23 protein-coding genes and 4 pseudogenes are annotated in these 24,166 nt (G+C 58.9%); 9 read left to right on the plus strand and 18 right to left on the minus strand.

The window, feature by feature from the left end; all coding sequences use genetic code 11:
- Positions 1–423 precede the first annotated feature (423 nt).
- Positions 424–567 carry a DUF1328 family protein gene (locus KUV26_RS22555; RefSeq protein WP_315900170.1) on the plus strand — a complete coding sequence of 48 codons (144 nt, stop codon included), beginning with the start codon at positions 424–426 and terminating at the stop codon, positions 565–567.
- A gap of 244 nt (positions 568–811) precedes the next feature.
- Here KUV26_RS22555 and KUV26_RS22560 read toward each other — a convergent pair whose 3' ends face one another.
- Genes KUV26_RS22560 through KUV26_RS22570 form a run of 3 tightly spaced genes read right to left on the minus strand, consistent with a single transcriptional unit; the run spans position 812 to position 2,157 of the window.
- Positions 812–1,126: a hypothetical protein gene (locus KUV26_RS22560; protein WP_222510135.1), complete on the minus strand. Its 315-nt coding sequence runs from the start codon at positions 1,124–1,126 to the stop codon at positions 812–814.
- Positions 1,126–1,356 carry a hexameric tyrosine-coordinated heme protein gene (locus tag KUV26_RS22565; RefSeq protein WP_222510136.1) on the minus strand — a complete coding sequence of 77 codons (231 nt, stop codon included), beginning with the start codon at positions 1,354–1,356 and terminating at the stop codon, positions 1,126–1,128. The genes KUV26_RS22560 and KUV26_RS22565 overlap by 1 nt, the downstream gene beginning before the upstream one ends.
- Before the next feature lie 51 nt (positions 1,357–1,407).
- Positions 1,408–2,157, minus strand: coding sequence for a hypothetical protein (locus KUV26_RS22570; RefSeq protein ID WP_222510137.1), 750 nt, complete (start codon positions 2,155–2,157; stop codon positions 1,408–1,410).
- An 89-nt stretch (positions 2,158–2,246) separates the two neighbouring features.
- Between KUV26_RS22570 and KUV26_RS22575 the strand changes: the two genes are divergently transcribed.
- The 5 genes from KUV26_RS22575 to KUV26_RS22595 all read left to right on the plus strand — a co-directional run bounded on the left by KUV26_RS22575 (position 2,247) and on the right by KUV26_RS22595 (position 9,780).
- Positions 2,247–2,789 carry a MarR family winged helix-turn-helix transcriptional regulator gene (locus KUV26_RS22575; protein ID WP_222510138.1) on the plus strand — a complete coding sequence of 181 codons (543 nt, stop codon included), beginning with the start codon at positions 2,247–2,249 and terminating at the stop codon, positions 2,787–2,789.
- Positions 2,786–3,469 carry an MOSC domain-containing protein gene (locus KUV26_RS22580; protein WP_222510139.1) on the plus strand — a complete coding sequence of 228 codons (684 nt, stop codon included), beginning with the start codon at positions 2,786–2,788 and terminating at the stop codon, positions 3,467–3,469. The genes KUV26_RS22575 and KUV26_RS22580 overlap by 4 nt, the downstream gene beginning before the upstream one ends.
- 32 nt (positions 3,470–3,501) lie before the next feature.
- The gene (locus KUV26_RS22585; RefSeq protein WP_222510140.1) at positions 3,502–4,011 is read left to right on the plus strand and encodes a chloramphenicol phosphotransferase CPT family protein; all 510 of its coding nucleotides are present in this window, start codon (positions 3,502–3,504) and stop codon (positions 4,009–4,011) included.
- Positions 4,012–5,216: 1,205 nt separating this feature from the next.
- Positions 5,217–8,444, plus strand: a complete 3,228-nt coding sequence (locus KUV26_RS22590; protein WP_222510141.1) for a beta strand repeat-containing protein — start codon at positions 5,217–5,219, stop codon at positions 8,442–8,444.
- Positions 8,445–8,469: 25 nt separating this feature from the next.
- Entirely contained in the window at positions 8,470–9,780 is a 1,311-nt protein-coding gene (locus tag KUV26_RS22595) for a TolC family protein (protein WP_222510142.1), read from the plus strand.
- 11 nt (positions 9,781–9,791) lie between these two features.
- On the opposite strand, the gene KUV26_RS22600 is transcribed toward KUV26_RS22595, so the two are convergent.
- From KUV26_RS22600 to KUV26_RS22620, 5 genes are all read right to left on the minus strand, one after another.
- Positions 9,792–11,111: an HlyD family type I secretion periplasmic adaptor subunit gene (locus tag KUV26_RS22600; protein ID WP_222510143.1), complete on the minus strand. Its 1,320-nt coding sequence runs from the start codon at positions 11,109–11,111 to the stop codon at positions 9,792–9,794.
- The gene (locus tag KUV26_RS22605; protein WP_222510144.1) at positions 11,108–12,850 is read right to left on the minus strand and encodes a type I secretion system permease/ATPase; all 1,743 of its coding nucleotides are present in this window, start codon (positions 12,848–12,850) and stop codon (positions 11,108–11,110) included. Before KUV26_RS22605 ends, KUV26_RS22600 begins: the two co-directional genes overlap by 4 nt.
- Positions 12,847–13,248, minus strand: coding sequence for a DUF4915 domain-containing protein (locus tag KUV26_RS23885; protein WP_222510145.1), 402 nt, complete (start codon positions 13,246–13,248; stop codon positions 12,847–12,849). Before KUV26_RS23885 ends, KUV26_RS22605 begins: the two co-directional genes overlap by 4 nt.
- A gap of 772 nt (positions 13,249–14,020) precedes the next feature.
- Positions 14,021–14,422 carry an IS66-like element accessory protein TnpA gene (gene tnpA, locus KUV26_RS22615; RefSeq protein WP_222510146.1) on the minus strand — a complete coding sequence of 134 codons (402 nt, stop codon included), beginning with the start codon at positions 14,420–14,422 and terminating at the stop codon, positions 14,021–14,023.
- 372 nt (positions 14,423–14,794) lie between these two features.
- On the minus strand, positions 14,795–15,682 hold the full coding sequence (locus tag KUV26_RS22620; protein WP_315900171.1) for an AraC family transcriptional regulator: 888 nt from the start codon (positions 15,680–15,682) through the stop codon (positions 14,795–14,797).
- 267 nt (positions 15,683–15,949) lie between these two features.
- Between KUV26_RS22620 and KUV26_RS22625 the strand changes: the two are divergent.
- Positions 15,950–16,105: pseudogene (locus KUV26_RS22625) on the plus strand (IS5/IS1182 family transposase); the annotation flags it as partial.
- Between the two features lie 175 nt (positions 16,106–16,280).
- Here KUV26_RS22625 and KUV26_RS22630 read toward each other — a convergent pair.
- Positions 16,281–17,213 (minus strand): hypothetical protein, encoded by a 933-nt coding sequence (locus KUV26_RS22630; protein ID WP_222510148.1) that lies wholly within the window; start codon positions 17,211–17,213, stop codon positions 16,281–16,283.
- A 197-nt stretch (positions 17,214–17,410) separates the two neighbouring features.
- Here KUV26_RS22630 and KUV26_RS22635 point away from each other — a divergent pair.
- Positions 17,411–17,695 (plus strand): annotated as a pseudogene (locus tag KUV26_RS22635) (transposase); the annotation flags it as partial.
- Between the two features lies 1 nt (position 17,696).
- Here the strand turns inward: KUV26_RS22635 and KUV26_RS22640 are convergent.
- Positions 17,697–18,368, minus strand: a pseudogene (locus tag KUV26_RS22640) (IS30 family transposase); the annotation flags it as partial.
- A gap of 947 nt (positions 18,369–19,315) precedes the next feature.
- Here KUV26_RS22640 and KUV26_RS22645 point away from each other — a divergent pair.
- Complete coding sequence (locus tag KUV26_RS22645) at positions 19,316–19,636, plus strand: DMT family transporter (protein ID WP_222510149.1); 321 nt, start codon at positions 19,316–19,318, stop codon at positions 19,634–19,636.
- 433 nt (positions 19,637–20,069) lie between these two features.
- Here the strand turns inward: KUV26_RS22645 and KUV26_RS22650 are convergent, their stop codons facing one another.
- The 8 genes and pseudogenes from KUV26_RS22650 to KUV26_RS22685 all read right to left on the minus strand — a co-directional run.
- Positions 20,070–20,690, minus strand: a complete 621-nt coding sequence (locus KUV26_RS22650; RefSeq protein ID WP_222510150.1) for a hypothetical protein — start codon at positions 20,688–20,690, stop codon at positions 20,070–20,072.
- Between the two features lie 378 nt (positions 20,691–21,068).
- Positions 21,069–21,827 carry a heparan-alpha-glucosaminide N-acetyltransferase gene (locus tag KUV26_RS22655; RefSeq protein WP_261400082.1) on the minus strand — a complete coding sequence of 253 codons (759 nt, stop codon included), beginning with the start codon at positions 21,825–21,827 and terminating at the stop codon, positions 21,069–21,071.
- A gap of 30 nt (positions 21,828–21,857) precedes the next feature.
- Positions 21,858–22,166 (minus strand): hypothetical protein, encoded by a 309-nt coding sequence (locus KUV26_RS22660; protein ID WP_222510152.1) that lies wholly within the window; start codon positions 22,164–22,166, stop codon positions 21,858–21,860.
- Between the two features lie 17 nt (positions 22,167–22,183).
- Positions 22,184–22,375 carry a hypothetical protein gene (locus tag KUV26_RS22665; RefSeq protein WP_261400078.1) on the minus strand — a complete coding sequence of 64 codons (192 nt, stop codon included), beginning with the start codon at positions 22,373–22,375 and terminating at the stop codon, positions 22,184–22,186.
- A 404-nt stretch (positions 22,376–22,779) separates the two neighbouring features.
- A complete protein-coding gene (locus tag KUV26_RS22670) occupies positions 22,780–23,082 on the minus strand; it encodes a hypothetical protein (RefSeq protein ID WP_261400079.1) in 303 nt (100 codons plus the stop codon).
- A 23-nt stretch (positions 23,083–23,105) separates the two neighbouring features.
- Complete coding sequence (locus KUV26_RS23780) at positions 23,106–23,294, minus strand: hypothetical protein (protein ID WP_261400080.1); 189 nt, start codon at positions 23,292–23,294, stop codon at positions 23,106–23,108.
- A gap of 162 nt (positions 23,295–23,456) precedes the next feature.
- On the minus strand, positions 23,457–23,975 hold the full coding sequence (locus tag KUV26_RS22680) for an SH3 domain-containing protein (protein WP_261400081.1): 519 nt from the start codon (positions 23,973–23,975) through the stop codon (positions 23,457–23,459).
- A gap of 94 nt (positions 23,976–24,069) precedes the next feature.
- Positions 24,070–24,166 (minus strand): annotated as a pseudogene (locus tag KUV26_RS22685) (IS5/IS1182 family transposase); the annotation flags it as partial.

The raw sequence follows: 24,166 nt of genomic DNA on the forward strand, positions 1-24,166 counted from the left end.
AACAAAAAAATCTCGCTTTCGGCAACAGAGTACGGCGGTAGCCAGGTTAAGCGGCGCGGTGCCGGTAGATGTACCTACGCCGGAGAATAGTACCTGCATACGCACAGGAGCGGCTCAAGTCTCCACCTACAAATCCGACCGCTTTTGAATGGCTGCGATCAGAGCATTGGGCACTTGGCTGGCGCGGGTCTCCGCTCGCCCGTACCAACCAGAAATGGGCAAACGATCTGACCTTTTGGAATGGACTGCCTTCCCGCCGAGGCCAAAGCCGTTGTTGTCGAGGTGACCTATCAGTAGACTATTCGGAGAGGTGGACCTTCCATTTTGGAACTTTTGGCCTGTTTTTGCGGTTTTACAGAAGTCACACGGCACACCTGCTAACTCAGAGGAAGCTGAATGCGGCATTTGGCATACATTTCATTTGTGATTGCCTTTACCGCTGGCTTCTTTGGCTTCAGCGATATCGCACCGGCAACGGCAGGTGCGGCGAAAATAGTGTTTCTTATCTTTCTGCTGCTGTTCGTGGTCTTTGTGCTTACCCTTCTGGCCCGCGGCAGGTTTCGCTGAAAAGGAGTCGTCTACGCGCTCCGCGTCTTTTCACTCAGCAGCATGTGCTGTTGTCGCTCGCATCTGACACGCCTAGCCTCTGATCTTCCACTATCTCGTTCGACGCGCTGTTGTTCTGATCATAGGAACGGACTATTGCGCGCAAGCATCGAAACCTGGTTCGAGCCCTTACAGGCGGATCACACTGGTCCCGAATTGAAGCTCGAGCTGCGATTTATTCCACGCTATCCGGAAAGGTTCAGCTTTACATTTTTTCAGCACCATTCTTGGACTGAAGCTCCAGGTCGTAGCTCTTGCCCGCATGAACGGTCTCCAAATCCGCTTCGGCTCTTCCAATGAGGCGATCGCCTCGCACCTGTGCGCGATAGATCAGAAGCGGCAAGAGGTCATGGACTTCTTGCACAAGCGGCAGGCCATGGGTGACGCAGCCTGGGCGAAGCATCTGGAAGGCCTCAATCACGACAACCTTGCAGCGCAGGCCGGACAGGGAAATTGGCTCAGGGGTGTTGAGCCACTGGTCCACGGACCAGTCCGGGAACGGGTGCTGGGCATTCGGCATTATACTCTCCAATAGTTATTCGCCGCAGCGACGGTCTGAAAATGGGCCGCGACGACCGTGGAGACCGCGATGAGCGCATCGGCGTCTTTTCCGTAGACGGCACGCAGTTCCCCGCGCACGGCGGGATCAGCCTGGGTCATCTTGACAGCGGTGCGCACCATCAAAACTGCAAGGTCATAGCCTTCCTGCGGCGTGTCCGTGAGCAGGGTTGACAGCCAGTTATCGGCCATATCAATCTACTTGAGCAGGCGGGCCGCGCCGCAGGGGCGCGACCTCTATGATCAGTTGATCGCGCCGGGCAGGCTGAGATCACCGGAAGCCACATCGAAGACATCCGTCACACAAAGAAGCGGTGCATGGATGTTTTTGTTCACCCGCAGCGCCGAGGTCACGCCGTCGTAAGCCGCCCCGGCCACCGTCTCCGCGCTGACAAAGGGCACGGTCACGGTGATTTCCGGCCCCTCGAAGAGCGGCGTGTAGCCGGGGCTGTCGATAAAGACGGGCAGGCCCGGCCAGGTCGCGGGCATGGCGGGGGCGGTACCTTCGGGGATATCGCGCACACCGAGCGCGCCGTCTCCGCAGGCCTCTGTCAGGGTTAGGACCACCCAGTGGCTGTGCCAAAGCAGGCCGTCATTGGCCGGGTCGCCATCGTTGTTCTCATCATAAAGCGGCGTGTCGTCGAAATCCGGGTGGCTGGTGGCGGCGAGCGCCAGAATGCCGGTTCCTCCCTCGAACCCGACGGCCGCCGGATCCAGCGAGGTCGGCCAGACATAAGACAAGACCGGCGCACCGCCGAGAGCACCGGCTGGATCCGGCTGTTCTGCTCCGGCAATGCCGTTCGTGGTCATGTGGAAGGTCACGAGGCGGCCGTCGCGGTGGGCATGGGCCGCGAGAATGTCGAAAGCAGCCGCTTTGGAAGCCTTCGCCGCCGACACTATCGCACCCTCCTGATGGATGGCGTGGGTTTCATCAGCGAAACTCGCGCTGGCCAGCAGTAATGCGCAGACGGACGTAAGAAGGGATCGGGTCATCATGGTCTCCATTTGGTCAATTGATGGCGAGTCGATAGCATCGAGTCGAAACTATTGCAATAATGATTTTGACTCGCTATTAAATGCCCATGAACACGACCGAACAGATCCGCGCCCTCATAAACCGGCTGGCACGCCTCGACGCTGCAGAGACATGGGAGGCCGACCTCAACCCAGCCCAGATCGCAGCACTGGAGTACCTGGCCCGCGCGAACCGCTTCTCGCGCGCGCCCTCCCACGTGGCCGAGTTTCTGGGCACCACGCGCGGAACGATGTCGCAGACGCTGAAGTCACTGGTGCGCAAAGGGTATTTGACCGAACGCAGGTCCGAAAACGACCGGCGGTCGATCACGTATGATCTAACTGTTCCCGGGGTCGCACTGGCTGATCGCCGCGGCGTCCTGTTGGGTGCAATCGGTGTCTTGCCGGACAGAGAACAGCAGCATCTTTGCGAGCGGCTTTCGCAGATTCTCACGGCCCGGCTGGCGGCAAACGGCGGACGGGCCTTTGGGATCTGCAAGACTTGCGCACATCACCGAGCAACCGGGGACGGCGCGTATTGCGCCCTCTTGTCGCTCCCTCTAACACCCGAAGAAACCACGCAGCTTTGCCACGAACAGGTGACGGCATGACCCTCTCAATTCCTGTTGTAGGCATTTTTGCCGGGGCGGTCGAACACCGTTGGCCCGAAAAGCCGCCATCAGCCATCGGCAAACAGCCCGTAACGGGCCGCGTCGAGATTGGCGAAGCTGGCCTGACCTGCGATGCACAGGCCGACCTAACCGTGCATGGCGGCCCGGACAAAGCCCTGCATCACTATCCGGCAGATCATTACCCGGCGTGGAGCGGCGAGCTGAACCGGGAGGACTTGCTGCCCGGCGCTTTCGGCGAAAACCTCGCCACAACCGGTTTGACCGAAGATACGGTCTGCATCGGGGACGTATTCACCCTCGGCACAGCCAAGGTCCAGATAAGTCAGGGGCGGCAGCCCTGCTGGAAGCTCAACGCGCATACCGGCAATAGCAGGATGGCGTGGCTGTTCCAGAAGACCGGACGGACAGGTTGGTACTATCGCATCCTTTCGACGGGAACGATCCAGGCCGGGGACATCATGACTCTCACCGGCCGCCCCCACCCGGCCTGGACCGTCAGGCGCGTGACCGCGGCCCGCTTGACCCGCAAGGTGGACCCTGCCAACGCAGCGGAATTGGCCGTTCTGCCCGAACTTGCCGACGGCTGGCGAGCGGCCTTCTCGAAGATGGCCGAAGGCGACTCGAAAGAGAACACACGCGTCCGGCTGCAAACCCCCTAGTTTGCGCATGCACCCAATAGCGGTCACGCTAAATGGTGGTTTGTCTCTGTGGGTACAGGCGGCAGCTTTGCACCAGTTTTCGGACCTGCGTTCTGTTTGCGGCATTCGCACGAGCCGGGCTCTTCCTAGGTGTTCGCCGGTTTCAGAAGGAACGGCTGGGCCAGAGTAAGACACTACTCGCCGCACGTGTGCTGCAAGCCAAGATCGAGAAACCGTTCAGGTATTTCTCGATTGATCTTCTCCGCGACACAGGCGATCTCCCTTCGGCACGTTTCAAAACTGGAGACTTCAACTGGCGTAGCTACAGATCAGCTTTCTTTCGCGGCTGCCATGCCTCGTTGGCTGCTTTTGCTGATGCCGGAAACAACCTGATCCTTGAGCATATTCTGGATGAGGAACAGCGGAGGGTCGATCTTCGCTCCTTGTTAGCCGCACAAGATGTCTGCTTCGTCGGGATGCATTGCACATTCCCGCGCGACGACGTCGCCGCGATCGGTCTGCACACCGTGTTCAAACATCACGCAGCTATGATGCCGGTGTAGCTTGAGGCCTTCCTGCACGAATACCGCCTCACATTTCCCGTCGGCGTCGATACACTGGGAAAAGCCGCAATGCCTGTCACAATGGAGCGATACGGTCTGCGCGGAACGCCATCCTTTCTGCTTCTGGATCGGAACGGAGCATTGGCGGCGCACCACTTCGGACAGGTCAGCCCCAAAAACTCGGCGCTGAAATTGCCTCGTGGATTGCGATGGGCCTGCCTAAGCACAAAACGCAAGTCAGCGCGAGTTCTCCGACATGTTACGATGAGTGTTGTGTTGTCTAATCATGCCAGGACCGACCGATAGCCGTTTTTCGCATTGGTAAGATGAAAGCTCACTTTGTCCGGCTTGTTGCCAGTCCAAATCCGACCAGGTGAACGGCCCCTGTCTCGGAGATCAACTATTCACGCCCGGCAGCCCGGCGAGACAGCAAACGGTCTTGCCCAGTTCAATGCCCAGAATCTTGATGTCCATCAGATGCTCCTCTCTCCACCTATGCCCGCAACGATAGCAACGGATTGGTGGGAAGGAAGTTTTTCCCATTAGCTCAGGTGGCATCGGCCGCGCTCAGTCACAAAATCAAACAACAGGAGGGCCACCTGGTGCGGCTTCGACAAAAAAACAGCTAATTCGACAATCGCGCACTCCTGCGCCTTGGGGCAAGATCACTTAACCTTACCCGCAATGAACAGAAGGTCTATACAAATTACCTGGGCAACCGGTTCCCGGCGCAGGGCTTCCGTCTCACGAGCATCAAGCTGGGAGGGGATTTCGAGCTGCAGATGGCGTACGAGGAGGAGCTGCAGGTGCTGACTGGCGGTTTGTCCAGGATTTGGTCAACCAGCTCCGGCTCCGGCGCTGCTGTGCAAAGGTGCCTGCTTCCAGGTCAATGCCTTTGGTGACAGCATCGGAGCGGATGGCCACGCCATCTATGAGGTGAGGGAACCTTTGCTCTGCCTTCCCGCTCCCCTGCCGCAAGTCGTCCAGCACCACGACAACCGCCCTCTTTCAAGCCGACTCGCTTCCAAAACACTCAACTGGAACCTGAAAGCGCTCGTTATGAATGAGCGCCCAGAAGGGTCGGGGCAGCAATGAACACCTTTAGAGAGATTAAGGGGATAAACTCGATGGACGATACCCCCAATTGTGGTTTTGAGCGCGACGATGCGAGGCAAAATGCGAACTTAGACACCGCGCCCATGGTCATGTCCAAGAGATCGATGCATCGACGCGCGACCAAGGCCATGCTCTTGGGAGCAACAGCAGTTGTAGCGCTGATTGCCGCAGATGCGAACGCACAGGGAACTGAAGCCGGTGCGGTTCTGATTGTGTCGTCGCGCGTTCTCGCCGACGGTGCGCTCGAACTTCGTTTGTCTGACGGCCGCATTGAAATTCTGTCAAGCGATCAATACGAGATCATCGATGGCAACATCGAAATACCCCGCGAAGAGCTTTCCGCGCTTGGTGTCGATGAGGTGAGCTTAGATGGGGGGTTTTTCGCTGGTTCGGGCGCAGTGGCACTCGGAGGCATAGCGCTTGCTTCCGGAAGTTCCGAGCCCAAGACTGACAACGCGCCCGGCTTCACCTCGGGCGGCGCGGCCAGCGTGGCGGAGAACCAGACCGCGGCCTACACGGCTGCGGCCGCGGATGTGGATGGCGACGCGGTCAGCTACACCCTCTCGGGCACCGACGCCGCGCTATTTGACATCGACGCCAATACCGGGGCGGTGACGTTCAAAAGCGCGCCGGATTACGAAAACCCCTCTGATGCGGATGGCGACAATGTCTATGACATCGTGGTCACGGCCAGCAGCGGCGGCCAGTCGGCAACCCAGGCGGTGGCAGTCACCGTAACAAACGTCAACGACAACGCGCCCGGCTTCACTTCGGGCGGCGCGGCCAGCGTGGCGGAGAACCAGACCGCGGCCTACACGGCAGCGGCAGCGGATGCGGATGGCGACGCGGTCAGCTACACCCTCTCGGGCACCGACGCCGCGCTATTTGACATCGACGCCAATACCGGGGCGGTGACGTTCAAAAGTGCGCCGGATTACGAAAACCCCTCTGATGCGGATGGCGACAATGTCTATGACATCGTGGTCACGGCCAGCAGCGGCGGCCAGTCGGCAACCCAGGCGGTGGCAGTCACCGTAACAAATGTCAACGACAACGCGCCCGGCTTCACTTCGGGCGGCGCGGCCAGCGTGGCGGAGAACCAGACCGCGGCCTACACGGCAGCGGCAGCGGATGCGGATGGTGACGCGGTCAGCTACACCCTCTCGGGCACTGACGCCGCGCTATTCGACATCGACGCAAATACCGGGGCGGTGACGTTCAAAAGTGCGCCGGATTACGAAAACCCCTCTGATGCGGATGGCGACAATGTCTATGACATCGTGGTCACGGCCAGCAGCGGCGGCCAGTCGGCAACGCAGGCGGTGGCAGTCACCGTAACAAACGTCAACGAGCCCATTGTATTGTCCGGCCTCACTGCCGCGCAGGGCTTTGTGATCCAAGGCGATGCGACGGCTGACCAGGCCGGTTATTCCGTATCCTCTGCGGGGGACGTGAACGGTGATGGGTTCGACGACCTGATTGTCGGTGCGTACCTCGGCGATGATGGGGGCACCAACGCCGGAGAGACCTATGTGATCTATGGCGGTGCCACCACGACCAATTTGGATCTCACAACGCTCACTGCCGCGCAGGGTTTCGTGATACAGGGGGATGCGACAGATGATGAGTCCGGTTATTCCGTATCCTCTGCGGGGGACGTGAACGGGGACGGGTTCGACGACCTGATTGTCGGCGCGCCCCAAGGTGATGACGGGGGCTCCAATGCCGGCGAGGCCTATGTGATCTATGGCGGTGCCACCGCGACCAATTTGGATCTCACGGCGCTCACCGCTGCACGTGGCTTCGTGATCCAGGGGGATGAAGCGGGTGACCGGGTCGGCCGTGCTGTGTCCTCCGCGGGGGACGTGAACGGTGACGGGTATGACGACCTGATTGTCGGAGCGCCCTATGGCGATGACAGAGGGGTCAACGCCGGAGAGGCTTATGTGATTTATGGCGGTGCCGCAGGGGCCAATGTCGACCTCACAACGCTCGCAGCCGCGCAGGGCTTCGTGATCCAAGGTGATGAAGCGGGTGACCGGGCCGGCTATTCCGTGTCCTCCGCGGGGGACGTGAACGGGGACGGGTTCGACGACCTGATCGTCGGCGCGCCCTCCGGTCATGACGGGGGCCTTCTCGCCGGAGAGGCTTATGTGATCTTTGGCGGTGCCACCGGAGCCGATGTGGACCTCACAACGCTCACTGCCGCGCAGGGCTTTGTGATCCAGGGGGATGCAGCATACGACGAGGCCGGTTTATCCGTGTCCTCTGCGGGGGACATGAACGGGGACGGGTTCGACGACCTGATTATCGGCGCGCACTACGGCGATGACGGGGGCAACAACGCCGGAGAGGCTTATGTGATCTATGGCGGTGCCGCAGGGGCCAATGTCGACCTCACAACGCTCGCAGCCGCGCAGGGCTTCGTGATCCAAGGTGATGAAGCGGGTGACCGGGCCGGTTATTCCGTGTCCTCCGCGGGGGACGTGAACGGGGACGGCTTCGACGACCTTATTGTCGGCGCGCCCTACGGCGATGACGGGGGCCCTATCGCCGGAGAGGCTTATGTGATCTATGGCGGTACCACCGGGGCCGATGTGGATCTCACAACGCTCACCGCCGCGCAGGGCTTGGTGATCCGGAGTAATGCGACGGGCGACTGGGCCGGTTGGTCTGTGTCTTCTGCCGGGGACGTGAACCGGGATGGGTTCGACGACCTGATTGTCGGCATGCCCTACGGCGATGACGGGGGCAACAACGCCGGAGAGGCTTATGTGATCTATGGCGGTTACACGGGCACGGAGGACACCGCCGTCGTGACAGGGGCGGGTACCTCCGTGGCGGACAATTTCTCGGGGAATGCGGGTGATGACATCTTCACGGACATTGCCACCGGTGACGTGGTGCGCGGCGGAGCGGGCGACGATAGCGTCACAATCACCGCCCTCGACTTTGCCGAAATTGATGGCGGGCATGGAAACGATCGTCTGATTATCGACGGTGCGGGACTGTCGCTTGACCTGACAGGGCCGCGCACGGATGTGGAGAACTTCGAGTTGATCGATCTGACCGGCAGCGGTGACAATACGCTGGTCATAGACAAGCTGGCATTGATTGATCTGTCAGAGGACACATCCGGCGGGACCACGACTTTCACGGTCCGCGGCGATGCGGGTGACGTCGTGGACTTATCCGCGAATGGCGGCGGCTTTACCGCAAATGGACAGCAGACAGTGAACAGTGTTGTCTATGACGTCTATGAAAACGGTTACGCCCAGATCCTGGTCGAGGACGCGGTCACGACGGTGACGGTCTGACCGGGTGAGGCGGAGGAGACGGGGCATGCTGCACTATGGCGGAAGGGCGTTTGTGTTCTGGTGCGTTTTCCTGCTTGCGGGCTGCGCGGCCGGAACCGAAACGATCCAACGCGAACCTGCCCACCCGACGGGCGCCGCGGTTTCCTCGGAAGATCCGGGCGTGATGCGGTTTGCCACCGATGCGTCGGCCTCCACACGGGCCTTTCTGGAGGCGCTAGATGCCCTTTACCGGTCAGATCCCTCATTGCTGGCCGCCAAGTTGCGGGGTACGGCTCTTGAAGCCCGCGGTCGGTCGCAGTCAAATCCGGTCCGACCCGAAATCTCTCTGACCGGGAAAACGTTTGGTGACGACAGTTTAGGATTGCAGATCAGCCAGCCGCTCATTGATTTCGGAAAGCGGCGGGCTGAGGTAGTCCGGCTGGCGGCAGAGCAGGGAAAGACCGACCTGTCGCTGGCGCTGGCGCGCGCTGCCCTGTTGGCCAATGCGTTCGATGCGGTGGAAACAGCGCATCATGCACAAGAGCGCATCGCGCTTCATCGAAAGCAGATCGCGGACTATGCCGAGGGGATTCTCGCGGCCCGGCGCCTCATGGACCTCAACCTTGCGACTTCAGCAGAACTTCGGTTGGCGGAAGTCGAAAAGCAGCGTGCGGAGATAGGACTGGCCCGCGCGCGCCAGGATCTTGCGGATGCACAGCTGTCCTGGGCTCATCTCTTTGGCGAGCGCAAGATAGTCTCAGGCCTCGATCCAGTTCTGCTCCGTCGCGCTGTTGGGATTGCAACCGAGAAAGAGGCAATTCGACTGGGGCTGGTTTCGAGCCCTGCATTGCGCAGTCTTGCCGCCGAGAACGCCGTGCTTGATGCGCAATCCGATGTTATCGAATCAAAGCGGAGCCCGACGATCGCCGCCGTCGCGGGGATTGCGCTCGCTGGTGACGACAAAGATGACCGTTTTGGGGTCGGCCTGACGCTGGAGATACCGATTTATCGCAGGGACCGACAAGACGAAGCCGCACAAAACGCATCCGACATCGCCGCCCTGGCTGCCGAGATGGTGGCTACGCGGCGCAAACTAGAGATCGAGATCCGCCGGGCCGGCGCGCGGGCTGCTGCCGCCAGGGATCTGGCCGTTCTGCAGAGCAGCAGCATTGGTCTGTTGGAGGAACGTGTTTCGGATGTGGAGCGACAAGTTCAGACCGGCCTCGTGCCCTATACCGAGGTAATCGAGGCGCGTGTGGATGTTTTTGATGCCACGTTCAACATTATCGCTAGTCGGCACGAGGCCCGTCTCATTGAAGCCGAGATCATTCTTCTGACCGGTATTCTTATCCCTTGATGGGGATATTCTCAGGATCGCATTCCCAGACGCATCATCTCGGCGATGGGCTCGATGAAATACGACAGGGGGGTCCGGGACGTCCCCTTGTCAAAGAAGACCTCAACTGGGATGCCGGCCGTGATCTCAAAAGTGTCGAGTTCCGCCAAAGCCTCCGGCGACACGGCCACCGTGGCCAGATAATAGTAGGTGTTGGTCTGCGGATCGAGCGTTGCGTCTGCGGCAATCGTGTCGAGCGTGCCGACGATCTCCGGCGGGTCAATGGGATCGAGAGTGCCGAAGCGCAGGTTTACCTCGTACCCCGTGGTGAGGTCATCGCGATCGCCAGGGCTGAAGCGGACCTCGACCTGCCGCTGCACTGTCGACGGCACCACGTCGAACAAACGGTCGCGCGGGGCGACGACGCCTCCCTGCGCCGCGAAGGCCAAGTCGATCACTACACCATCCACGGGGACCACGACGTGGCTACGGTCGCGGCGGTCCTCTAGCGCCTCGACCTCGCGCATCACCACGGCGAGATCCCGCACGGCGTCAGATCTGACGCCGGACAATTCGGCACGAGTACGCAAGTCGATCTGGCGCAATTCCAGACGGGCTTCGGCTACGGATTGGGCGATCACACGCTCGTCCTCGTCTATTTCAGCGCGTTGTGTTTCCGCGATTGCCAGCAGCCGCATAAGTTCATTGAGCCGGCTGACATTGCCAAGCTGCTGACCAAGTGCACGTTCCTGAATCTCGCGCTCTTGCGCCAGGACGGCGATCTCTCGGTCCTTTCCAGTGCGCCGGACCTCCAGGACAATCTTTTGAGCCTCCAGCCGGTCGATCCGTGCGCGGATCAAGTCGCGCTCGCCTTCCAGGGCGGCACGGCGATCCGCGAAGAGCATCCTATTCAAGTTTTTCAGCTCGGTCGTGTCGATCTGGTTCGAAGCGGCCGCATCCAGTCTCGTGAAGGCAAGGCTGGAAGTCCATTCCATTTCCGCCGTCGTGCGGTCAATCAATGCCAGCAGGCCTAGCATCTCGGTGCGGGCCTGCGAAAGGCGTGCATCAGACGCAGCGTCTGTGATGATCATGGCCACCGTGCCCGCCTCGACGGTGTCCCCTTCCCGGATCGTAACCTTCTGAACTATGCCGCCCTCAAGGTGCTGCACGGGATACCGGCGCGTCTCGGAAATCAAAACCCCGCTTGCAGTGATCCCTTGTGCGAGCTGCGCGGTCGCGGACCAGACGAGGAACCCGCCCAGCCCGAAAAGAATGAAGCAGCAGCACACCGCAACGAAGGGGTCGCAGAAATAGCGCGTTTCGGCGGGGCGGCGGCGATGTGAGGCGTTCACGATGGATCCCTCCCGGCAGGTCCCGTGGCGCCCTCGGCGTTGCGCTTCTGAATATGGGCGAGGTAGCGGAAAATCTCTTCGGGCGGTCCCAACTTGGCCAGTCCCGGCGCCACGTAGAGAAGCTGGTCGGCCCCTTCCAGCACGCTGCGGTCATGAGACACGATGACGGTGATCAACCCGGCAGCCTTACGGCTCGCGATGGCACGCGCCACTGCCGTCTTCCCACTTGCATCAAGGTTCGCTGTCGGCTCGTCCAGCAGCGCGAGAACCGGCTTGCCGTAGAAAGACCGCGCCAATCCCAGGAGCTGCGTCTGACCGGCCGACAGCCGCTCCGGCTGGTAATCGGTTCCGAGACCCTCGGGCAATTCCTCGACCAGTGCAGATGCGCCGCTGACCTTCAGGGCGCAGTGAACGTCGGCCAGAACCTCGGGAGAGGGATCCGCAAAGCGGCTAACGTTCTCAGCGATGGTTCCTGGCAACAGCTGGATATCCTGCGGCAGGAATCCGAAGTCACGCTGGCGATCAGATTCAATGAAGGCATCCGTGGGGGTGTCGCCGAGTAGGATAGAACCCGCCCGGGGGCTGTGCAGGCCGGCCATGGCCCGTAAAAGCGTCGTCTTGCCGGCTCCGACCGGTCCAAGAATGCCGAGTACCTCGCCGCCCTTAATGGACAGGGTAGCGTCCTGCAGCATCGCTCTACGCTGGCCGGGATGGGCAAGCGTGACCCCGCGCAGCTCCAGAACGGGAGCGGGACGGGGTGCCGGCGGCCGGTCAGGCAGAGCATCCACGGCGGTGACGACGCGCATCAGACGCCCTGCACTGGCCCTGGCCCGCACGAAACGCTGCCATACGACGATGGACTGATCGATAGGGGCCAGCGCCCTTGTCAGGATGATCGACCCTGCGATTATGGCTCCTGCGAGAAACCCATCCGCGTTCAGTGCCAGCCACGCACCCACCCCCAGTATGGCGATCTGAACAACGAGGCGCGCGGTCCGCGCCACGCCTCCGATTGCCCCGACAATCGATTGGCTGCGCAAGGAAAGCGCCTCGGCTTCCTGCCTCTCCCGGTCCCAACGGGTGTAAAGGTTGGGGGCAATCCCCATGCCCGCCACCGCATCGAACTGGCTTATCAGGCGTTCGATCTTTGCCTGTGCACGCCCCTCGGCCTCGCTAATTCTCGTATTGGAGCCACGCGCGACCCATTCTGCGGCGACCGCCAACGACAGGATAAACACCGCCGCGCTGACGCCGATCCAGCCCAGAAGCGGATGCAGTACAAACAGCGCCGCCAGAAACACCGGTGCCAATAGCGCGTCGAAGAAGGTATTGAGCGCGCCCGAGGAGACAAAGGACGACACGTTGCGCAGATCCGCCACCGCTTGCTGGCGGCCGCCTGCTCGAACCTCCTCATCCTGGGCCTCGATCGCAGCAGCCAAAGCGCTGGAGGGCCCTGAGACGACGACCCGGTAGACGTCGGCTTTAAGGTACGCTGAGATCCGGGCCGCCATCATGGCCAGAACCCGCGACCGACCGCTCTCGGCGATGCCTAGCACGATCAGCAAGCCGCCTGCGATCAGCGAAATAGCCTGCAGTGTCTCCATGGAACCAGTCTGCAGGACGCGGTTGTAGATCGCCATCATGTAGAGCGGCACCACGAACTGCAGTGCCGCCGTTACCACCGACAGCACAGCCAGCAGACCCATGCCTTGCCCGCAACGTGATAGCAGCGCAATCATCGCAGCAGTCCCTTCACGTGAACATCCCCTCCGCGTACTCGGGGCGGAGGGCAAAGCCGGTCTCGTCTGTGCTGAATCCGCGGGCCATCGGGCAGATCACACCCGACATAACGGCCACGTCGTACAGTTCGAAGGCCCCCTATCCAGGACAAGCGTGTACTCCAAGCCACATGTCGCAGGGCTGACGTTGTACACCGGCCCCCGCCCAATGTATTGCACCAGCCGTCCGATACATTGGAGCGACCTACGCAGGTCGCGAAGCGCGGTTCGTCATTTTCGACCCCCATGCCATTGAGATCGCACGGTTCTTTGGCAGCGATCCGGTAGTTGACAGGAAACATCCAGGCGATCTTGAAGCTACCCCTATCTGCCAGGGTTAATTCCGGCGTATGTGTCATCGCTCAGTCCTTAAAATGCTTCATCTGCAAAATGCTCTACCTGCGGATAGCGCAAGTGCGAGGAACAGCAAAGCGTATTATTCCCCAGAATACCGGAAAGATTTATTGCATTCCCCCTCCTTCTTATCCGATTAGTAAAGTCGCGATTTTATGGGGTAGGGCTCCTCACCTGAGAAACAGATGAAGAAGAGATATGTACGTTGTATTAAAGACAGCGCATGATAACGATCAACGCTTTTTGGCCCGCACGCCGCGAATGTTGGTTGCGATCGCACTGGCAAACAAGTTGGCCGTATGTTGTGGACCATGATCACCAAGAAAGGAGAGTTGCGGAGAGGAGCGATTTTGGCACATTGAAAGATCCAGAAGCACCTCTTCGAAAATGCGGGAGAAGCTGGAGCCGTATGTAATTGATCGCAAGCTCGGGGTTAAGAAAATCAGGGCTACAGAGAGAGCTCGATCTCAGTTTGATGTTTTGAGCTTAACCTGCAGATCCTATGCCTGTAGCGGCTTGAGATTGTCCTGGTTCGGGATCGAGATCATACTTGATTTAGGTGTTTAGTCCCGGAGTGTGGTGGCTCGTATCAACAATGAAACGAGCCGGCTCATTTGTCGATATTTTGCAGATGAAATAGAATGGTGTTATACGCCTTCAGCGTCTCGGCGTGTTGGCCATGACCCGCGCCAGATCAACTCGGCTTTGATTGGTTTGAAGAACGTCTCGACAGCAGAGTTATCATAACCATTGCTCTTACCCCCGCCGAGAAGGCGATCATCGCACCTCCAGCACCGGAAGAAGCTGGGCCAGCATCTCGGGGTCCGTTGTAGAGGGAACAAGGAGCCGACGCCCGTTCCTCAGCACGATCTCGAGCTGGACATCGTCGGTTCCAGACTGTGCCACTGGTGTTGGCGCGGGCGTCCCAGGCGGAAGCGTCAACAGGATAAATGCCGGTGAGGTCTCGTGGCCAATTTCCCCGTCCCGGTAATGCCGCCGCCATACCGTCAAAAGAGAGGGCGATACACCATGCTGCCGGGCTGTCGCTGCAACCTGCCGATGCCTCACGAAGCTTTCCTTCACGATCCGGATTTTGTCGGCATCGCTCCAGTGCCGCCGACGAGGCGTATCCGCTGCAGAAAGGACTTCGATCTCAGGTCTGAACTGTTGGTCGGCCATAAGGTCGGACTTGTCATCTACGCAGAAATCTCGTCAGGCGGCCTCCGTGTGAGGCATACGCTACAGGCGCGATAGTCAGCAAAGTTCCGCATCTTACTAGTTCGGGCCAGACGGGCCGAACGGCAGCTGCTAGACCGCCAACCCGATTTGATATGCTCAGTTCAAACTGAAGGTGTCCCGATTTTTGGACAGTTCGGCAGCAAGTGTACCGTGTAACCGAATTTGCTATATGCCGCTCAGTTCTGATTTTGACCGTTCGAATTTGCCTCCTTCGTTGTTGTAAAGAAGAACGCCATCCAGTTGCTAATGATAAAAACTCTGCCATGCCCCTGCAGCAGGCCGCGGGTATTCAAACCTTTCCGCCGCCCCTGGCTAACTCCTAAACCCTTTGCGGGCCTGCTCGTTCAGCCATTTGCGGGGAGGCCTTCCCATCTTTTTGCGGAAGGCATAGGTAAAGCTGCTGACGCTTGCATATCCGAGTTTGCCTGCAAGCTGTTTGACAGGCACGCCGTCCAGCAGGGCCCGGCAGGCCACGCGCAACCTATTCTGCTCAATTTCCTGCACCAATGTGCAGCCATAGACTTCACGGTAGGCCATGGCCAGGCGATTGGCGGGAACACCGACAAGGTCCGCCAGCTCCCCTGGACCAGGTGGGGTCATAGCCTTGGCCTGGATCAAAGCATGGGCTTCGCGCGCCGCCTGCAGTTCGCTCCGGGCCAACCCGGGCGGGTCGTCTGATGACAGGTGCTCCAGCTGGAAACAAAGTATCTGCAAGGCCACTGCTTCGATGAGCTGCGGCCGGAGCGGCAAGCGGCTTTGCAATGCCTGCATCAGCGACAGTCTCAGGTAGCTGGGAAGCGGGGCTTCGGTTAAATAGGAGGGGCCTCCTGCCCCGTCCAAAAGAGATTGAACTGTTTTTGGCACCCTGCCGGCGAACCAGCCCTCGACCATCTCCAGCGGGGCATTTACCCCAAAGATATCAGCCGTGCGCTGGCTCAGCCTGAATAGAGCCCCTGAGTCCCGTGGGCGGACAAGCCCGACGGTACCGCTTTGGTACAGCGAACCACAGGTCAGCTCAGCTGAAAAACTGCCGTCCAATGGCACTTGAGTATACACATAATCCGCAGGACGGTTGCTCTTGACTTCCACTGTATCCGGTCCGCGCGAACGGAACCGCGTCTGGGTCCAGGCAACTCCGGTGCCGGGCGCTGCCGCGACGCGCTGCACCTCGATATCCACCAAGTCAGTCTTCACCTTCACGGTTTCCAAGCCTGACAAGCATAGCTCTACAGGCTGAGGTTCGGCAGAAGCGGCTGGATCGGATGGCATAAGGCAAGATAAATTTCAGAAATCAATGAGAGGCTAAATGGTTCGAGCTCTGCAAGCAAGGGGTGGTATCGGCCGCGATCAGCCGCAAAATCAAACAACAGGAGGTCCACCCAGTGCGGCTTTGACAAAAAACAGCCAATTCGACAATCGCGCGCTCCTGCGCCCTGGGACGAGATCCTTTAACCTTACCACCACTGAAGTCGCGCCGAGACGAAGATGCATTGCGTGTTGCTGCTGGGGCAGAGCCTCATGGCGCGTGATTTCCATCGCCAGGTCGCAGAACTCCAGGTCCGCGCTGCCGTCCAAAACGGCTACACCACGCTCGGCATGCCTGTCACAGAGCCCATAGTATAAGTCCCTCTGGGGAAAGGGGAAGCCTACCCTTCAACTTCCTTGCGCAACAAAGCCCCTCCGAGGCGATTGCGGAATCAAAAATCACAAACCATCACAAGGTAAGCTGGTCTTGACGGGGGGGGGCGGGCGACGGCGTCGCCCGCAAGAAGATTTGACTACGAAAGCCGTCTTAGCGTCAAATTTCAACCGCGTCCTGATCCTTGTACTCTTCTTTGGCGATTTTCTTCTCCATTTCTGCATCCAGGATTGAAGTTGCAATGTCGCAGTCATACGAATTGCTTGCCTCTTCAAGTAGTAACGGGGTGTCGGAAACATAGATCATGGCTGTTTTCGCCCCGGCTTTTGACAGCGAAGAAAAAGCCGCGCCCTGTCCGGTGCCATACATGCTCTTGACGTCAATCGTGGGATCCTTTTTCAGTTCTTTGTCTTCTGAGGTGTAAGATACGATTCCACGTGAGAATTTTCCCTTAAGAGGCATTGCATAGGCTGGGCCGATCTTATTTGATGTGTAGTGGTTAGTGGAGTTGTACCCACCTCCAGACCAAATCCGTTTATTCAGCCATTCTTCCAAATCTGCGTTCCATGTACTTCCGTTCAAGGCATGGATATATTCATCTTTGATACCATTGGGTGTTTTGTTCCCTGTTGGGAATATCTGTGCAGTGCAGAACCTGAATATGTCCCCAACTGCATCGTAAACGTGCCATCCCACAAGAAGATCAAAAATTTCCGACCTATAGATTACAGCGCCGATATTGTCATTCAATCCGTTTTGATCTGTAACAACGACATCGATTTCACGCGGCGCCAGTGTATCGGGGGCTTTTAGGATTACGCCCTCCCTTCCTATAGCTGCACCCAACCTGTTGCCGTACGCAATAGGTCTAAGTGGATAATTAGTGCCGTTGACTATTTCTAAGCCCTGAGCAAGATTCCCCCTTGTTTGGGATAAGGTTTGTGAGGCAATGCTCGCGGCAGAAGTAACCGATGCTACCGAAGCCCCTATAATCCCCATTGTAATTACGCCACCAGCCATAGTGTACTCCTTTTCATTGCCTAAACGGATATTATTTGTCTTAGAGCCGCCCGCTTTGACAATGTGCGGCATCGCCCAAAGTATATCCCATTCTGGCAGGTTGCGTAGGGAGCGTGTTTATCGAGATGGTAGCTATTTCTGTCGAGTTTCTACATCGGGGATAGCACGTTGATGTGACCCCCGAAAACGCCCCCGTTTTTGATTAGGCTCAGGATGCATTGATTTCCGCCGCACTGCGTGATTCACGGCTCGGAAAATGGAGCTGTGACATGAGCGATCTTTTCTGGCTGACCGACGAGCAGATGGCCAAGCTCGCCCCTTTTTTCCCGAAGTCGCATGGCAAGCCTCGGGTTGATGACAAGCGGGTGCTGAGCGGAATTATCTTCATAAATCGCAATGGTTTGCGATGGCGTGACGCTCCTGCCACCTATGGTCCCCACAAGACGCTCTACAGCCGGTGGAAGCGTTGGAGCGAGAAAGGCATCTTTGCGCGGATGATGGTCGGGCTGGCTGCCGAATGCGGCGAAGAGAAGACCGTGATGATCGACGCGACCTAAGCGCCTCCATGATTGGTTTGGATCGACGATCTTCATTGCGCATCACGACAGCATACCGGCTCACGCGCTCGACGAGCGATGTCACGTTCACCTTTCCATGTTCTTTGCGGAACATCATCAGATCGCACTCCCAATGGCCGAACTCTGCGCGCTTTGAGATGCGGTCAGGCCTGTGAGACAGGCTCTGCACGTCGAAGATGTGAGTTCGATTGTGCCGCCGGTGCCCACGCGGTCTGCGGCGCTTTCGATGCTCTGGCAGATGGCGATAGAAATGTTCCTCGCGGCCATCCTTTGAATAGGCGAAACGGTAGATCGTCTCATGGCTCACGCGGATCGGATGGCGCTCCAGCCGCATCCGGCCTGCGATCTGCTCGGGCGACCAACCAGCCTTGAGCCGGTCTTCGACGGCCTCCTTCAGTTCGGGATGTACGATCATTTTACGATAGATGGCGCGACGCTTCTCATACATGGCCTGGGCGTTCAGCGCGTAGTAGCCGTTCAGCTCCGGCAATTCCTTGTCGTCGCAATGATTGCGCTTCAGCTCGCGATAGATCGTAGACGGTGCGCGGCCCAGCCGGTCTGCGACCTCAGGCACCGGCATTTTGGCTTCACGCCACTTGGCAATCTTCCGGCGTTCTTCCAAACTCAGGTGAGGATAACTGCGTCCCATTCAATAGCCTCCATGCAAACATCTGTTTTGATACAGAATTTGCACTTCGGATGTGAATCCACCCAGCTACAGGCAATCCTCGCATAATCCGGCTTATGTTAAAAAGTCAGTCTATTTGACCTAAATTGTGCCTGCTAAGCGTGCGGCTGACTGATGCAGTATTGCCGGTACGCATCGTGCTCCACGCCTTTGACCAGCGCCGGTTCCCAGCCTATTGCAGGGTCATACCAGCAGCGGACCATCAGACATTGTGCGGCGAACGAGCCGTGAGAGCCCTCACAAGACATTCCTCCCCAAGGTGAAATCCGAAGTCTTGCCGCGCGGCGGCTTCTATTCCTTGGGACCCACAAGAAGTACGTAACTGGTGTCCCGACCCCACGTTGTAGCACCTATCCCTTGCTGCGAGATCTTGCACATCTCAAAGTAGGGAGTGGGTTTCACAATGTGCGCTACAATTTTGTTTCTCAAATCGTTGGGCGTGGAGATCTACGCGTCGGGTCACCGGCGCTGGCCAGACGAAGCCAAGGCCCGGGCGGTGGCGGATACCTTCAGGCCATCCTCGAAGCCATCGCCGCAGGTCACCCAGCCAGCCAGCTCGACGAGTTCCTCCCCTGGAACTTCAAGCCGTCAAGGTGATCCCGCGTGACACGGGGGCAACGCTTACAGAAATACGGCCAGAAACTCAGGAACGCATATAAATTGATGCCAGTAAATACACCCCTACGGCAGCATGTCGAAATTGGCGCAAAGCGCGCAGCCGCAGGTAGAGCGGCGCTCCAGCAGTCATCTATGAGCCACACGAATCGCTTGACAAGGACTACAGGTCCAGTATTTCCAGTTCCCATCAACAGACTGTAAAAGTCGATGAGCCCGCCGCGAAGGGGACGACCCCTCAACGAATGCGGCCACGCAACCGGGACGACCCGCCATCATTCGGAGGAATGAACATGGCATGGGTTTTCCTTGGCCTTGCCGGTGTGCTGGAGATCGTTTGGGCCTTCTTCATGAAGAAGTCTCAGGGTTTCACACTCTTCACCCCCAGCGTCATTACGATCATCACTATGGTAGCAAGCTTCGCGCTCCTTTCGGTAGCGATGCGTAGCCTGCCACTCGGTACCGCCTACACGATTTGGACCGGAATCGGCGCAGTCGGCGCATTCGTCGTAGGTATTGCCGTACTTGGCGAAGCCGTGACCCCGACAAGGATCGTTGCCGCCGCTCTCATCGTTACCGGCATTATCGTAATGAAGCTCTCGAGCACGCATTAGCGTTCCAGCCCTTTGAGCTACTCCCCGATAGTTGGGCAGGTCAAGATGAGCACATCGGTATTGCATCGAACCAGCATCATGTTAGCCGACCACGGGCCAAAGAATATGTCCTAGGGTTCTCGACGTGAAGCTGCATCAAGGGATGGAGCGGACAGAGTTAAATACCAATGCCCCGCTTCGGCGGGATCATTGCCTTTGCGCTAATCAGCTTGACTGGAGCTGCCCTGTTGCCAAAGGCTGGAGCCGGAAAAGCTCGGTTTCTATCTCCGCGGCCTAGATTCCTGAAAGGGAAACCGCGAAATTATCCAGAAGAGGGGTGAGCGCATAAGCCTGCCGGCCTCGGACGCAGCCTTTGTCCACCTTTTCAAAGGTTATCTGAGGCGCCCCGGTTGAAAAGGCAAACCAATAGGGGCGCCCCGTTCATTTTCCGCCGTCAGCGGATCGAAAACTCAATCCGGTAAGGCAGTTCGCTGCTGGTTTTGTTCACGATTTCCACGACGTGATTTCCGGATTGCCAAAGCTGTCCCTCATAAGGCTTCCCCGCGTCGATCATATCCAGCAGCCGGGACCCGTCCGGGTTCATGATCTGGTAATCCATAGCGCCGCCATCAGGAACAACCTGCACATTCAGGAATTGGCCTTCTTTGGCGCCCAGCACATACTGCAGCGCCTCACCAGCACCGAGCGTACCGTCATATGTTGCCCCGGTCGTCCCTGGCTGGAAATGCACGGTGATGGGGCCTGTCCCCCCCGCCCCAGCTAGCGCGCCGCCGCCATCGTCAGCGGCCTCAACCACACGGAGATCACCTACGGCGCCGTCATCATACGCAATGCATTCCCAGACCGTTCCTCCTGCGTCCTTCAGACGGACATTGGTGCCAGCCTGGCTCCATTCGTGGCCAAGAACCTCGCCGCCGCCCGCTGCATCCGGTCCGCCAACCGTTTTGAGCTGGGATATGCAGCCGTCAATCGCCGCTTGCTCGTCAGCGGCCGATGCTGTTGCGGCTGCCGTTATGCAAAGCAGCACTGCGGCTGGAAGTGAAATACGTGTCATCTGGTGAACCCTCCCCACTCGAGAACAACTCAGTTCTTTTTGATCCGTGACGCGGCCAGGATACTGTCCGGGCTGCAGTTTCCTGCATTGCAATGTGTATGCCTTGCTCCACCTACTTGCCCCAGACCGATAACAATCAGGGAATGATCGGGTCGTTTTTGAACGACGCGCTTCGGTAGCGAATTAGTTGCCTATAGCCTACCACAGGTGACGCAACTGGAGCAAAAAAAGCATCTCCTGCGCACTCTGTTCCACAAAGTTTCTCGTTCAACGCTAACCTCTCCTTCGGCTGCCAGGCAGATTGAAACCTGTCAGCCGAACCCGGGGACCTCACACCCAAATGGAACCAGCGTTGCACGATAGGGCATCGGCGTTTCTCTATCCACTATGCAGGCGAGATAGCCCCCAGATCACGCCGATCAGCAAGGGTTGGTGCAACAGGTAGATAATCAGGCTCTTTCGTCCAAGCCAGCAGAGTAGTCGCACCGGCAATCCCGCCTGCCTGCTCTGCTTCCGCAAGTTGAGGAGTTTGCCCAGCCCTATGCCGAGAAACGCAGGTGCGAGCCAAGGGACTATTGGAATGAGATCCAACGCAGGGCGCGGCGACATCGCCAATCCGGTCCACCCGAGCCAGGGCGGCAGCGGCAGGGAGCGTCCGTAAAAGACCCAGACTGTCGCAACCGCTGCCGCCGCTGTTATTGGAATACCAGCCGGACGGCCCACGAAAGCCAGTCCGATGATGCTTGCGGCAAGAATTGCGTGAAGAATGCCGAAATAGACGAAGCTATCCGGCATGGCCGCAAAGGTTGCAATGGTCACCAGCAGTGCGGCCAGAGCCAGAACCGCGTTGCGACGAGCAAATGCCCGCCACTGGATCCGGTCCTTGTGCGCCAGGCTCAGGCTCACGCCGGACAGAAATAGGAAGCTGCCTGCCGTGATACGTGCCGTGACCGCCCAGCCGCCGGTCAGCGTTGAGCCCGGGGCGGCTAAGCCAAACATCTCCATGTCACGCGCGAAATGAAAAATGACCATCGCAAGGATGGCAGCCCCGCGCGCGGCATCAACGGCCCAGACACGCGGCCGGTTCCCCGATGGCGCGCCAGTTGTCCGGCCAATGGCGGCTGAGCCGGGCTCCAGAGAGTAGGTATGGTTCAATTCCGGCGGCCTTTATTCCGCTGCTACAGAGCGTAGTTTCTCCATGATCCCGGCGCATTCATCCGCGCTGTTAACCAGTCCGGTGCCGTCCGGCACTTCCGCACCCATATCCGTGGCGGCGCGCGTCAGAACCTGTGCGACCTGTTCGGCAGTCAACAGTCCTTCCTCCTGCGCGGCCGTGACTGTCGAACAGATTCCAGCGCTCAGCCCGGTCGCAACGCCAATACCGGCTGCAGCGCCACCAGTCATGGCTCCGCCAAAGGCCACGCCAATGATAAGGCCAACGACCAGTGCAATGATGCCAATAAGAGCTTTTCCCATAATTCCCTCCCAAGTTTCTATTGCTTGCGGCGGTCGAACCACCGGCAGATCAGCAGCAGGATCAGCAGGTTTGCGCCCGGGGCCAGCGCTGCGGCGAACGGCCCGCCGGACCCTGCGAGTTGGATCCATGGCGTACCGAGAACCACAAGGTAGACAGCGGAAAGCGGATCGCGCTCCTGCCCGAACAGCCCGAATGTTCCAATTGCCAATACCACTAGAGCCAGCACCCAAAGTAGAGCGAATAGAACAATGAAAATCCGGCACAGTCTCATTGTTCCCTCACGCGGCTGGCGGCGGCTCGGCCTGTCACAAGGCGCCTTCGTCTGTCAGAGACATTGGCCGCGAAGTGCTGCCATCCCGGTAAGCGATGCATTGCCAGCGTGCTCTTTGCGGGCCTACACCTGCGATCACTTCGGTTCCGGCCTCGGAATAGCTTGAACTCAGCAAAATTACATCGCTGTTGCTGGTCTCCTGGGTTACTCTTTGCAGGCATGCCTGTTCGGCGGCCGACGGGACGCCAGAGGAACCACTGTCCTCGACACATCCGGAAATAGCTGCTGCAGCCGTCAAGGCGGCTGTGAAAGTTATTTTCCGCATAATATCACTCCTGTTTTCAGCGGCGCGGGATCGAGAAAAGATACCAACCATCGACCTTTGCAACCTGGCGGCCCCCTGTCGTGTAGGCGAACAGTCCCGGGTCGGTGCCTGGCGGGCAAGCCACCAGATCCGCGGCATCATCGAGAAACTGGTTGGTGTAGGCGCTCTCGCCAGCCCGGCGGCAAGGATCTCCGGCATTCGGATATCCGTCGCCGAAGAGGGCGAGATGGATCGGGCCCGGATCCGACGGGCTTTGTGCGGTTCCTGCCTCTTCGACGCAACCAGAAATCAAGCTGCACAACGCCGCAGCGGCTGCCATACGCCCGTACAACCAGCCCCTCATCAGCAATCGGCGGAGGGCAGCATGGTGACGTCCGAGTAGCGGCCATCAGCGGTCGTGATTCGGGCGCATGCGCCGCTGTCGCGGTTGAACCAATATGTAGTGAGGCCTTCGCTGCGGATGGGTTCATAACCAAGCGCCATCAGGCCGCCTTCGGCTTGGCCCGCGCGCGCGCCTTCGAATGCCGTCACATCTGTGGGGCTCCCAACCGCGGGAGTGCCGGGGGCGGGTGAACCGGTATCCTCGACGCACCCGGCAAGAGCGGCCATCGCTGCTGTCCCCACAGCCATCTTCAATAAACTAAAACGTGACATGTCATCTCCCTCGTTGAGAAAATTGGCGGTTCTTCGGAATTATTCGATGCTTATGAAGGCCTGATAGGATCGTGTGCCGCTGCCCCGGTTGATCACTTCGACCACATGGTCCCCGGATTGCCAGAGCTGGCCGTGGTACTCCTGGGCTGCCGCGATCTGGCCGAGCAGGAAGGATTTGTCCGGATTGAAAATCTGGTAGGACATGTCCGGGCCGTTCGCATCGAGACGGAAGTAGAACTGCTGCCCGGCTCGTGCGCCGAGCACATAGCGCCGGGACGCACCCGGTTTCAAAATATCGGTGACATTGGTCCCGCTCGTCCCTGGTTCAAAGGTGACACGGACAGTTACAGTTCCGCCAGCATCAGGCTGTTGCGTCCCTGCCGCTTTAGTCAGGTATCGAGAGTTGACCCAGCCGCGTTGACGCATGTCCGTAAACATTTCGATCTGGCACCAGTGCGCGCTGCCAAAATCCCTGCAGCCGACATTGCGCACTTGGTCTCCGTTCGCAAGCGCACCGGTGATACTGCTGGCCGTTCCCGGTCCGCTTCTGACGTTCAAAACATCGTTGAGTTGAACTCCTGTAACCTGTGATATGGTCGCTCCGCTTGACTCTGACTGCCCCTGCGAGTCTAGGCTCTGGACTCATTGAGTTTCAAAGCCAGTAGATAACGAGGGCTGCAAGCGCGATTGCTGACAGGAAGACTTTTGGGCATCTGTCGTATCGTGTCGCAACCCGCCGCCAGTCCTTC

This window comes from Leisingera daeponensis, from assembly GCF_019801465.1.
GTDB classification, from domain to species: Bacteria; Pseudomonadota; Alphaproteobacteria; order Rhodobacterales; family Rhodobacteraceae; genus Leisingera; species Leisingera daeponensis_A.